Annotated in this window: 8 protein-coding genes; 6 read left to right on the top strand and 2 right to left on the bottom strand. The window is 72.0% G+C overall.

The genetic code is table 11. From position 1 onward, the window contains the following. Positions 1 to 67 precede the first annotated feature (67 nt). The 5 genes from AB0A61_RS13930 to AB0A61_RS13910 all read left to right on the top strand — a co-directional run bounded on the left by AB0A61_RS13930 (position 68) and on the right by AB0A61_RS13910 (position 6,439). Positions 68 to 982 carry a cyclase family protein gene (locus AB0A61_RS13930; protein ID WP_361291544.1) on the top strand — a complete coding sequence of 305 codons (915 nt, stop codon included), beginning with the start codon at positions 68 to 70 and terminating at the stop codon, positions 980 to 982. 227 nt (positions 983 to 1,209) lie between these two features. Then, positions 1,210 to 2,793, top strand: a complete 1,584-nt coding sequence (locus AB0A61_RS13925) for a GMC family oxidoreductase (protein WP_361291125.1) — start codon at positions 1,210 to 1,212, stop codon at positions 2,791 to 2,793. A gap of 212 nt (positions 2,794 to 3,005) precedes the next feature. Beyond that, positions 3,006 to 3,845, top strand: a complete 840-nt coding sequence (locus AB0A61_RS13920; protein ID WP_361291122.1) for an SDR family oxidoreductase — start codon at positions 3,006 to 3,008, stop codon at positions 3,843 to 3,845. Positions 3,846 to 3,914: 69 nt separating this feature from the next. Then, entirely contained in the window at positions 3,915 to 5,399 is a 1,485-nt protein-coding gene (locus AB0A61_RS13915; RefSeq protein WP_361291119.1) for a cytochrome ubiquinol oxidase subunit I, read from the top strand. Beyond that, complete coding sequence (locus tag AB0A61_RS13910) at positions 5,396 to 6,439, top strand: cytochrome d ubiquinol oxidase subunit II (RefSeq protein ID WP_361291116.1); 1,044 nt, start codon at positions 5,396 to 5,398, stop codon at positions 6,437 to 6,439. The genes AB0A61_RS13915 and AB0A61_RS13910 overlap by 4 nt, the downstream gene beginning before the upstream one ends. Before the next feature lie 59 nt (positions 6,440 to 6,498). On the opposite strand, the gene AB0A61_RS13905 is transcribed toward AB0A61_RS13910, so the two are convergent. Further along, positions 6,499 to 8,328, bottom strand: a complete 1,830-nt coding sequence (locus AB0A61_RS13905; protein ID WP_361291113.1) for a glycoside hydrolase family 15 protein — start codon at positions 8,326 to 8,328, stop codon at positions 6,499 to 6,501. Between the two features lie 408 nt (positions 8,329 to 8,736). Here AB0A61_RS13905 and AB0A61_RS13900 point away from each other — a divergent pair, with 408 nt between their 5' ends. Beyond that, positions 8,737 to 9,123 (top strand): PPOX class F420-dependent oxidoreductase, encoded by a 387-nt coding sequence (locus AB0A61_RS13900; RefSeq protein ID WP_361291542.1) that lies wholly within the window; start codon positions 8,737 to 8,739, stop codon positions 9,121 to 9,123. Between the two features lie 113 nt (positions 9,124 to 9,236). Here the strand turns inward: AB0A61_RS13900 and AB0A61_RS13895 are convergent, their stop codons facing one another. After that, complete coding sequence (locus AB0A61_RS13895) at positions 9,237 to 11,807, bottom strand: hypothetical protein (protein ID WP_361291541.1); 2,571 nt, start codon at positions 11,805 to 11,807, stop codon at positions 9,237 to 9,239. Between the last annotated feature and the right edge of the window lie 544 nt (positions 11,808 to 12,351).

The raw sequence follows: 12,351 nt of genomic DNA, 5'->3' as shown, positions 1-12,351 counted from the left end.
GTCCGGCCCCGAGCCAGGCTCCGGACCCGCCTCCGCCCCCGGCTCGGGCGGCCGGGCCGCTGTGCGGATGACCGCAGCGGCGTTCCGGGAGCTGTACGAAGAGCTGCGCCACAGTACGCGGCAGGACGGGGGCCTGCGCCTCGGCGCCCTGCGCCATCTGACGCCCGAGCGCGTGGTCGCCGCCGTGTCCGAGGTCCGTACGGGGCGCACGGTGTCTCTCGCCGCTCCCATCGAGACCCGTCCGGGACCGGACAACCCCGAGCCCGCGCACCACCGGATGACCGGGCCGGCCGCCGGGGAGCTGGACGCGCCGGGACTGCACTTCGCCCGCGACCGGTTGGCGATGAACATCCACGGTGACGCGGACAGTCATCTGGACGCGCTGTGTCACGTCATCGTCGACGGTGAACTGTACGGCGGGGTCCCGGCGCACACCCTGACGCCGGAGGGGGCCGGCGAGCTGTCCGTCGGCCTCGTCCACGAGGGCATCGTCGGACGCGGTGTGCTCCTGGACGTGCCCCGGCTGCGCGGCGTCCCCTGGCTGGAACCGGGCGACGTGGTGACCCTGGAGGACCTGACGGCCGCCGAGCAGGCGCAGGGCGTCGAGGTCGGGGCGGGAGATCTGCTGCTGGTCCGGGTGGGTCACCGGCTCAGGCGGCGGGAGCTGGGGGCGTGGAAGGTCTCCGAGGCACGCGTGGGTCTCCACCCGCCGGCCATGAGGTTCCTGGCCGAGCGGGAGGTCGCGGTGCTGGGCGGGGACGGCAACAACGACACGGCCCCGAGCCCGGTGGACGGCACGGATTTCCCCGTGCACGTGCTCGCGATGCACGGCATGGGGACGTATCTGATGGACTACCTCCAGTTCGAGGAACTGGCCCCGGCCTGCGAGAGCGCCGGACGCTGGTCCTTCCTGTGCGTGGTCGCCCCGCTGCGCCTGCCGGGGGCCACGGGATCACCGGTGAATCCGATCGCCGTCCTCTGAGGGTGCATGAGTCGCCCTCCTCCGAGGGCGCGCGAGCCGCCGTACCGTCCTCGGAGGGTGCCGCCCTCCTCCGAGGTGCCCGAGCTCACCGCCTGGCGCTTCCTCCCCGGGTGCCGACCGCACCACACGGCGCTACGTTCGAAGCAACGGACCGGCTGCTGCGTTTTCGCAGCGCACCGACAGGTCCCGCGGGCGAGTGGGGCCGCGAGCGCAAGGACAGTGGTCCCATGCGTGCATCCGCCCACTACGACGTCGTCATCATCGGCACCGGGGCCGGCGGCGGTACTCTCGCCCACCGGCTCGCACCCTCCGGGAAGCGGGTGCTCGTCCTCGAACGCGGCGGCTTTCTCCGGCGCGAACGTGACAACTGGAACTCCACCGCCGTCTTCGTCAAGGGCAAGTACCGGGCACCGGAGTTCTGGATCGACAAGCACGGCAACGAGTTCCCGCCCGAGGCCAACTACTACGTGGGCGGCAACACCAAGTTCTACGGGGCGGCGCTCTTCCGGCTGCGGCCCGAGGACTTCGGTGAACTGCGTCACCACGACGGCGTCTCTCCCGCCTGGCCGATCCGCTACGAGGACCTGGAGCCGTACTACACACAGGCGGAGCACCTGTACCTCGTGCACGGGCGACACGGCGAGGACCCGTGGGAGGGCCCGGTCAGCGGTCAGTACGCCTACCCGCCGGTCGAACACGAGCCGCGCATCCAGCAGTTGAGCCACGACCTGGAGAAGCAGGGCCTGCACCCCTTCCACCTGCCGATCGGGGTCGATCTCCAACAGGACGACAGCGGCCGCGCGACCCGGTCCAGTGTCTGCATCCGCTGCGACCGCGTGGACGGCTTTCCCTGCCTCGTCCGCGGCAAGTCCGACGCGCAGGTGATCTGTGTGGAACCCGCCCTGAACCATCCCAACGTCGAACTGGTCACCGAGGCCCGGGTGGTCCGGCTGCAGACCGACCCGAGCGGACGCCGCGTCACCACGGTCGTCGTCCGGCCGGCCGGGGACGGGGAGGAAGTCCGGTACACCGCGGACATCGTGGTCGTCGCGTGCGGCGCGGTGAACTCGGCGGCCCTGCTGCTCGCCTCGGCCAACGACCAGCATCCGCGGGGACTGGCCAACAGCTCCGACGTGGTCGGCCGGAACTACATGCGGCACAACAATTTGGCCCTGATGGCCGTCTCCAAGGAGCCCAACGACACCCTGTTCCAGAAGACCCTCGCCCTGCACGACTGGTATCTGGGCGCGGACGACTGGGAGTACCCCCTGGGCGGAATCCAGATGCTGGGCAAGTCCGACGCCGAGCAGATCCACGGACAGGCACCGCGCTGGGCGGGAGCCGCGGCACCCGACATGCCCTTCGAGGTCCTGGCCCATCACGCCGTGGACTTCTGGCTGTGCGGGGAGGACCTGCCTCAGCCGGACAACCGCGTCACCCTGGACGCGGACGGCCGTATCCACCTCGCACTCGACGAGAAGAACAACATCGCCGGTCTGCGGCGGCTGCGGCACAAGCTCGAGCACATGCTCGGCCATCTGGGCATGCACGAGCACAAGCTGCTGTCCCGCAGCATCTACCTGCACAAGGGCATGCCGATCGGTGCCACCGCGCACCAGGCAGGCACCGTACGGTTCGGCGACGACCCGGCCACCTCGGCCCTGGACGTCAACTGCAAGGCCCACGACCTGGACAACCTGTACGTGGTCGACACCAGCTTCTTCCCGAGCATCGGCGCGGTGAACCCGTCCCTGACGGCGATCGCGAACGCGCTGCGGGTGGGCGACCATCTGCTGGACCGCCTGAGCTGACCCCGCCACCGCGCCCGCCGGCCGCCGATGTGCGGGGCGGGCCGCCGACACGCGGGAGCGGGCCGCCGACCGGGCGAAGATCCTCAGCCCGGCGGCGCAACATCCGTACGCTCCGAGCGCCACTTCCGCGGCGCGGTGGTTGTGTGACGTTGGATCCCTCCGGGCGGTGGCCCGGCCGAGCGGGGACCACGCAGCGGAGGAGGCTGTCGATCGTGAGTGTCACCGAGAGCGCGCCGAAGGGCGTGATTCCCGCCCATCTGCTCAGAGGACAGAAGGCGCTGGTCACCGGGGCCAACTCGGGTATCGGCATGGCGACCGCCATCGGTCTGGGCCGGGCCGGGGCCGACGTCGTCGTCAACTACGTGGCCGGCCGTGAAGACGCCGAGAAGGTCGTCGAGGAGATCACCTCGCTGGGGGTGCGTGCGGCGGCCTACGAGGCGGACGTGTCGCAGGAGGACCAGGTCGTCGCCATGATGGACTGGATGGTCCGCGAGTTCGGGACGATCGACATCCTCGTCGCCAACGCGGGACTGCAACGCGACGCCACCATCATGGAGATGACCCTCGCCCAGTGGCAGAAGGTGCTGGACGTCAATCTGACCGGGCAGTTCCTCTGCGCCCGCGAGGCGACCAAGGAGTTCGTGCGCCGTGGGGTCGTCCCCGAGGTGTCGCGCGCCGCGGGAAAGATCATCTGCATGAGCTCGGTGCACCAGATCATCCCGTGGAGCGGCCACGTCAACTACGCCTCCTCCAAGGGCGGCGTGCTGATGATGATGCAGACCCTGGCGCAGGAACTGGCGCCGAAGAAGATCCGCGTGAACGCGGTCGCCCCCGGCGCCATCAGGACGCCGATCAACCGCAGCGCCTGGGAGACACCGGAAGCCGAGCGGGACCTCCTTCAGCTGATCCCGTACGGCCGCGTCGGCGACCCGGAGGACGTCGCCCACGCCGTCGTCGCCCTCGCCTCCGACCTCCTGGACTACGTCGTGGGCGCCACCCTCTACGTGGACGGCGGCATGACCCTCTTCCCGGGCTTCGCCACCGGCGGCTGATCTTCAAGCCCGGGCTTCGCCGTCCGCGGCCGGGCTTTTCCCCCGCGCCCTCCCCGGCAGGAGACATGCATGCACACCACGGTCCACCTGCTGACGGAGGTGCCGGCGCAGACGCTCCCGGCCAGGTCGCTCATGGCGTTCACCCTCGCCTCGCACATCCTCCTCGTGCCCTTCGGCGTGGCGCTGCCGCTCATCACCCTGATCATGCACGCCCACGGCCTGCGCCGGAACGACCCCACCGCCCTGCTGCTGGCCCGGCGCTGGTCGGCGGTGATGGCCGTGCAGTTCGCGATCGGAGTGGTCACCGGCACCGTCCTGTCCTTCGAGTTCGGCCTGCTGTGGCCGGGCATGATGGGCCGGTGGGGCGACGTCTTCGGCATCGGCTTCGGTGTCGAGGCCTGGGCCTTCTTCCTGGAGGCGGTACTCATCGCCATCTACCTCTACGGATGGCGCAGACTGCCGCCCCGCACGCACTTCCTGCTCGGGCTGCCCCTGCCGGCCACCGCCCTGCTCGGCGCCTTCGGGATCATCGCGGCCAACTCCTGGATGAACACCCCGCAGGGCTTCAGTCTCGACTCCGCGGGCAACCCCACGGACGTACACATCCTCAAGGCCGTCTTCACGCCCATGTTCGGCCCCGAGTACTGGCACTTCGTGGTGGCGATGCTGGTGACCGCGGGCTACGTGGTGGCAGGCGTCTACGCCGTCGGACGGCTGCGCGGCCGGCGCGACCACTACCACCGGCTCGGATTCACGGTGCCCTTCACCCTCGCCGCGGTGTTCACCCCGGTGCAGTTCGTGCTGGGCGACTCCATCGCCCGTCAGGTGTTCCACAAGCAGCCGGTGAAGTTCGCCGCGATGGAGATCGTCTGGAAGACCGAGACCCACGTGCCGGAATACCTCTACGGCCGACTGCATCCGGACGGGTCCGTCTCCGGCGGCATCAAGATCCCCCAACTCGACTCCATCCTCGCGGGCTTCCGCCCGGACACCAAGGTGACCGGACTGACCTCGGTACCGGCCGACGAACGGCCGACCACCACCCAGGCCACCATCACCCACTTCACGTTCGACACCATGGTCGGCATCGGCTCGCTGCTGATTCTGCTCGCGCTCTGGTACGGCCTGCTGTGGCTGCGGCGTCGCCGGCTGCCCGCCTCCCCCTGGTTCTACGGCGTCGCGGCGTGCGCGGGCGTGGCCTCCGCCGTCGCCGTCGAGTGCGGCTGGATCACCACCGAGGTGGGCCGTCAGCCGTGGATCGTCTACCAGAACATGCGGGTCGCCGAGGCGGTCACCGCCACCCGCGCCCCCGCGCTGTGGACCATGTTCGGGCTGGTCGCCGCGGTCTACGTGTTCGTCTTCGGCTCCTTCCTCGCCGTACTGCTGAAGATGCGCACCCGCTGGCGGCTCGCCGACGAGCGGGGCACGGCACAACATGCACTGGAGACGCCGGAGTCGGACACCCCCTACGGGCCGCGGCGATCCACCTCCCCGGCCGGAACCACACCGGAGCCCGGCCGCGGCCCCTCCGGCCCTCGGGGGGACCGGCCGTGACCGCCGATGTCGTCGCCGTCGTCCTGCTGCTCGCGATCGCCGCCTACGCCTGTGCCGGTGGCACCGACTACGGAGCCGGCTTCTGGGACCTGATCGCGGGCGGAGCCGAACGCGGCCGGCGCCCCCGGTGGCTGATCGACCACGCCATGGCCCCCGTGTGGGAGGTCAACAACGTCTGGCTGATCTTCGTCCTCGTCATCATGTGGACCGGGTTCCCGGTCTTCTTCCACACCGTGTTCGTCGCGATGTGGCTGCCCCTGGCGCTCGCCGCCGTCGGCATCGTGCTGCGCGGCGCCGGCTTCGCGCTGCGCAAGCCCGCCCGCCGCCTGGCCGGACGACGCCTGTACGGCGCGGTGTTCGCCGTCTCCTCACTTCTCACGCCGTTCTTCCTCGGCGCCGCCGCGGGCGGGATCGCCTCCGGCCGGGTGGCCCCGGGAACGGCCGCCTCGCCGGACAACTGGGCCAACCCGACCTCCCTGCTCTTCGGGCTGCTCGCCGTCACCATGACGGCGTTCCTGGGGGCGGTGTTCCTGGCGGGCGACGCCCGTCGTTTCGGCGCCCCCGACCTCGACCGTGGGTTCCGGCTCAGGGCGCTGGCCGTCCTCGCCGTCGTCGCCGTACTGACGGTGGTCATGCTGTTCGTCACCCATGGCGACGCACCCCACGTGTGGCACGGTCTCACGCACGGCGTCGGGCTCTTCTTCGTCGTCCTGGCCGCCGTGGCGGCCCTGGCCACCGGCTGGCTGCTGCTGCGTACGGCGGACGCGAACTGGTCCCGCGTCACGGCCGTCGTCGCGGTGGCCTCCGGGGTCCTCGCCTGGGGACGGGCACAGCGGCCCTACCTCGTCCCGGTCTCGCTGACCGTGGCCGACGGAGCCGGCGCCCCGACCACACTGCGCTGGCTGATGCTGGTCACCCTCGTGGCCGTCGTCCTGGTCTTCCCGGCAGTCGCCTACCTGTACTGGCTGGACACCCATGGCGAACTGGAATCCCTCACCGACGCCGACCTGCGGCGCGGCGGTGCGGGTGACGACGCCTGACCCCCAACGCCCCGTCCCCGGCGGGGCTTTCCGGCGGTCTCGGGTGCGATGTGTCCCCGCTACCGTGCCTTGTTCAGGGCGGCGTCCAGAGTGATGGCCGCGTCGATCAGGGCCAGATGGGTGAAGGCCTGCGGGAAGTTCCCGAGCTGTCGCCCGGTGGGGTCGATCTCCTCCGAATAGAGGCCCAGATGGTTGGCGTACCCCAGCATCTTCTCCAGCACCAGCCGCGCCTTGTCGGTGCGGCCCGCACGTGCCAGGGCGTCGACGTACAGGAAGGTGCACAGCGAGAACGTGCCCTCGGAGCCCCGGAGTCCGTCGGGAGAGGCGTCCGGGTTGTACCGGTACACCAGGCTGTCGCTGACCAGTTCCTCCTCCATCGCGTCCAGGGTCGAGATCCACATCGGGTCCTCGGGCGTGACGAAGCCGACGGTCGGCATGCGCAGCAGCGACGAGTCGAGGACGTCGCTGCCGTAGTGCTGGACGAAGGCCTCCCGCTTCTCGTTCCAGCCCTTCGTCCAGATCTGCTCGTAGATCTTGTCCCGCGTGGTGCTCCAGAGCGCGGCCGTGGCCGGCCAGCCGCTGTCCTGGGCGAGCCGCAGAGCGCGGTCGAAGGCCACCCAGGACATCACGCGGCCGTACGTGAAGTGCTGACGGCCGCCGCGCGTCTCCCAGACCCCCTCCTCGGCCTGGTCCCAGTGGTCGGTGAGCCAGTCCAGGATGGTGAGCAGCGACCTCCAGCCCCGGTGGGCCAGGAACATGCCGTGGCGGTGCGCGAAGGAGATGCTGTCCATCGCCTCCCCGTAGATGTCCAGCTGGAGTTGCGTCGCGGCGCCGTTGCCGATGCGCACCGGGGCGGACCGCTCGTAGCCCTCCCAGTGGTCGAGGATCTCCTCCTCCAGGTCGGAGGAGCCGTCGACCCGGTACATGATGTTCAGCGGTCCGGTGTCCCCGCCGGCCTTCTCCTCCGCCCGGTCGGCCAGCCAGACCATGAATGCCCTCGCCTCCTCGGTGAACCCCATGCCCAGCAGGGCGTAGATGGAGAACGCGGCGTCGCGGACCCATGTGAACCGGTAGTCCCAGTTGCGCTCGCCCCCGAGCTGTTCCGGCAACCCCGCCGTCGGAGCGGCCACCAGGCCGCCGCTCGGCGCGTAGGTCATGAGTTTCAGCGTCACGGCCGACCGTTCCAGCATCTCCCGCCAGCGCCCGGTGTACGTCGACTGGCCGAGCCAGGACCGCCAGAACCGGATCGTGTGGTCGAAGAGTTCCTGGAACTCCGCGAGCCGGATGTGCCGGGGCGGCCCGTCGGCGGCCGACTCCAGAACGAACCCGCGCTCCTGGCCCGCCCGAAGAGTCAGTGACAGGCGCAGGTCGCCCTCGTCCGTGAGCCCGGTCATCAACCGTTCGTCGTCCGGTTCACGGACCGGGTGCACCGTCAGCTCGTGCCCGTCGGATGCGAAGACGGCGCCTCGCTCGGTGATGTGCAGCTCGGGGGGTTTGCGGCCGTAGTCGAAACGCGGCGCGATCTCCACATGGAAGGTCATGCTGCCGCGCACACAGCGCACCATGCGGAACAGGCGGTGGCGCGGCGTCGCCGTGGCCCCGGTCACCGGCATGAAGTCGAGCACCTCGCCCGCGCCGGCCGCGGTCATGAACCGGGTCACCAGGACGGCGGTGTCGGGCAGGTACAACTGCTTGGTCGCGTACGTGGCGTGGGCCGGCCGGACCGTGCAGTGGCCGCCCTTGCGCTTGTCCAGCAGCGCACCGAACACGCTGGGCGAGTCGATGCGCGGGCAGCAGAACCAGTCGACCGTTCCGTCCGTGGTCACGAGTGCCGCGGTCTGCAGATCCCCGATCAGGCCATGGTTCTCGATCATCGGGTAGTCGTCCATCGCAGAGCCCCTTTCGGCATGCGCCGTCGCCAGGCTGCCGTGTGCCGCTTTCAGACTAGGCCGGACGGGTGTGTACGGCCCGTCGGGCCAGGTCGGCGCGGGCGCATGACCGTACGTCCTGCGGAGCTGCGCGTGCCATTGCCGTGGGGCTGCGAGGCCCTGACCGACCGGGAGTTCCGCGACCCGGCCCGCCGGGCCCTGGCCCGGACCGGGGACCGCCGGCGCGTCGGTGGTCAGCGGCCGCAGGCCGCCACGCAGACGGCGGACACCAAGGACGCCGGCCCGGTCGCAGCGCAGGCGGTCGCCCCGGCCCCGGAGGGTGAGCCGCACCGGCCCGGGTGCGTGGCGCAGGGAGTTGGTGACGCGTACCCGGCCTCACCGCGCGGGCGTCGGCCTACACTGCCGCGCATGGACGACACCCTCGTGGAGCGGCTCGGGACCGGCAAGTACGCGCTGGTCACCAGCTACCGCAAGAACGGCACCCCGGTCGCCACCCCGGTCTGGGTGGTGCGCGACGGCGACGCCCTCGGCGTGTGGACGGCGGCCGACTCCTGGAAGGTCAAGCGGATCCGCAACCGCTCCGACGTGCTGGTCGGCCCCTGCGACCTGCGCGGCAACCCGACCGGCGACCAGGTCCCGGCGACCGCCCAGGTGTGCGACCCGGCCACCACAGCCCGCTACCGCGGCCTGATCGCGCGCAAGTACGGCGTCGTCGGCCGCCTGACCCTGCTCGGCAGCCGACTGCGCAGGGGCGAGCGGGGAACCGTCGGCATCCGGGTGACCCTCGCGCCCTGAGGCCCCGGTACCGCAGGAACACATCCGAGACGTCCAAGAAGCCCCGGAGGCGAAGCCGGCCGCGCGAGTGCGTGCAGCACCCGCGCGGCCGGCCCTCTCGCCGCCGTTGCCGGCTACGACGCGTCGAGCACCGTGCCCGTCAGCACCGGCCCGCCGGGACGCGGCACACCGTCGTCGTCGGTCAGCTGGAAGCGGACCGACTCGGGCTGCTCCCTGACCTGGTCCGTGACGGTGGGAAGGGTCACCTCGGCGCTCCGTTCGCCCTTCGGCACGGACACCCACAGGGAGAGGTTCTCCACCTTGGACAGGGGCCGCTCCGGGTCGGGGGACGCACCGGCGTTGTCCTTGAGCCACCGCGGATCGACATCCCTGGTGGACAGCTCGGGTCCGCCGGTGACCGGCCGTACCGCGAACATCGCCGTGATGTCCGTGTCGGCGGCCGCGGACAGGGACACCCGCCACTTCAGGGGCTGCCCCTCGGTGACCCGGTCGGCGACCGGCGTCACCGAGAGCGTGGGCCTCGGGTCGTCGTTCACGACGGTCACTCCGCCCCGGTGCGAGCCGACCACCGCGGTGTGGACCGCCTTGACCAGCACCTCGTGCGACACGTCCGGCCCGAAGCGGGTGTTGCCCCTGACCCGCACCGGTACGTCGATGCCGGGCCCGCCCGGCCGTACCGTGACCAGCCTGTCGACGGCATGACCCGTCGCCGGGTCCACGACATACAGCCTCACCTGGCCGCTGCCGTGCCCGGACACCCGCACCGGCACCCGGTAGGTCCGCACGCCGGAGTCGCCCTCCTTGACCGTCAGGCGGCCGATGTCGACGCGGGGCAGCGCGGCCGCCCGCACCGCCGGGGTGCCGGGCCGCCAGCCCCAGGCGTCCATCAGCCACGCGCGGCCCGAGCGCGTGCGCGGCGTCAGCTCCAGGGCCGCGACGCGGCGCAGGTCGACACCGGCGCGGGTGGCCGCGCTCAGCGGCACGCGCAGCTCGCGGGCCCAGTAGGAGGCGGTCCGTTCGGTGCCGGGCAGACCGTCGACGCGGACCGGGCCGAGCGTCGCCCTGCGCCCGGAGGCGTCGGCGACCGACACGTCCAGCCGGGTCCCGGAGGTGTTGGGCGGCACGATCACGCGCAGGGCCAGGTCCTTGGCGCCGTCGAGCGGGACGGGGGCGGCGGGGCGCACCCGCACCGCGGACCCCGCGGCTGACCAGCGCAGCGCCACCGCGCGGCGGCCGGTCTCCCGGTCGGTCTCCCACTGCGCGAAGTGCGGCGAGACACCGACCGTGCCCGAGCCGAGGCAGGCGACGGACGGGCTCGGGTCGACCGCCGAGCACAGCCGGCCGCCGGTCACCGTGACCGGCCCGTCCGGCAGGAATCCGCCGGTACGCCCGGCGCCGACGGCGTGCGTGAGCACCCGCGCGGGATCGGCCGAGGGCGCGCGCAGGCCCGAGCCGTCGAGCAGCGGACGCACCCGGTCGTCGCCGGCCACGAACAGCCGGGCCGCCGCGGCGATGTAGGTCGCGCCGGCCCGGTGCTGCTGGTCGGCGGTCAGCCGTGTCCTGGTGCCCGGCGAGCACACCGGATCCGGGTGGTCGGGGTCGTTGTAGAAGTCGTCCTCGGCGGGCGCCTGCGCCTTGCCGGGCGTCCACTCGGTGTTGAAGAAGTTGTGGTCGGCGCCGACCACGTACACCGCGCTGTGCAGCGCGGCGCCGCGGCTGATGCCGCGGGTGCCGTCGACGTACACCTCGCCCTGAAGGTCGGAGACGTCGCCGTCGCAGCCCGGCAGGATCGTCGTCGAGGGCACGTCGGCGACCGGGTTCTGCCCGAAGACCGTCGGGCCGATGAGGACGGTGCCGCTGATCCGCCAGCGAACCGCGCCGTGATAGCCGTCCTGGCCGGCGGGCGGCGGGTAGAGGCTGTCCATGGCGGCACGGTTCACGCCCTCGCCGCCGCGCGAGTGCCCGACCAGCAGTACGTGTGACAGGTCGGCCCTCGGTGCGCGGCGGACGACGCCGGGTGCCGAGGCCGGGCGCGCGGCCCAGTCGGCCCAGCGGGCCAGGTGGAGCCGGACCAGCGAGGAGCGGGCCTGCGCTCCGCCGTCCTCGGCCGCCGAGTCCTGGCCGTTGATGCCGTTGGCCGAGATCGACACCGTCACATACCCTTGCGAGGCCAGCAGTTCCTGGTCCTGCAGGTAACCCCGGTGGCTGGGGATCGGCTGGGTGCCGGCCGGGCAGGGCCACTGGCCGGTGACATCGCCGTGCGGCTTGTAGCAGGTGGCGTGCCGGCCGTGCAGGAACAGCGCGAGCGGCCGGCGGCCGGTGGCGCCCTGCGGCGCGACCACCACGGCACGCATCTCGACCGGCGCCGCGAAACCGGGCAGACGCACCGGGTTGAGCCGGTACTCGCCGGTCGCGGTGCGGTACGGACCCGGCCTGCCCGGGTCGACGCCGTTCGCCGGGGATGGCGCGGGCGGCTGCGCCGCGGCCAACGGGCTGCGGTCGTGGGGAAGGGCGGCCGCACCGGAGGCGTCCAACTGCCGCCCGGACGCGCTGACATGCAGGTCCTTCAGGTCGGCGGAGCGCACCCCGGCCAGGTCGAGACGGAACGTGCGGCCGTCCTCGTCCGGCTGTGGCCGCCCGAGGAGGTGCCCGCCCGTGTAGAACTCGACGCGTGCGTCTCCCATGGGCACCGGTCTGCCCGACCGCCAGACCAGTTTGCGGGCGGTTCCCTCACCGGTGATCCGCCAGCCCGGCGGGAGCCCGCCGTCGCGGCCGGCCGCCGCCGTGAACGGATGGCCGCCGACTGGCTGGCGGGCCTGCGCCGACAGGGGCGCTGCCCCCACCACGGCGAGCACCGCCACGGCGGTGACCCCTATTCGCCGGGCGGTGACCCCTTTTCGCCGGGCACGGATCAATGGCTTCCTCCTTGCAACCCGATCTCAGGCGCCCCGTCGGTCCCGGGGGCCTCTCGCTTCCCGGAGGACGGGGCGCGCAGGCTGTGGGTTGCCTGTGAAGGACCGGCCGCTGACCCTCAACGACGCGATCACGCCAAGGGGTTGGGCCGGGCGCCGACCGTGGGTGGAAGACCGGCACGTACCGGTGTGGAATCGGTGGGAGCGGTGCGGCGGCGGCCGGCTCCCCTGCGTGGTGGCGAGGTCGCGCACCGGGCGCTGGGCTAGGCTGCGAGCGCGTCGCGCAGGACGGGACAGGACGAGACCGGACGGGTCA

This window comes from Streptomyces sp. NPDC046197, assembly GCF_040646295.1.
Taxonomy (GTDB): domain Bacteria; phylum Actinomycetota; class Actinomycetes; order Streptomycetales; family Streptomycetaceae; genus Streptomyces.
Note: the sequence above shows the minus strand (reverse complement) of the source record. Positions and strands in the feature narration are given on the sequence as shown.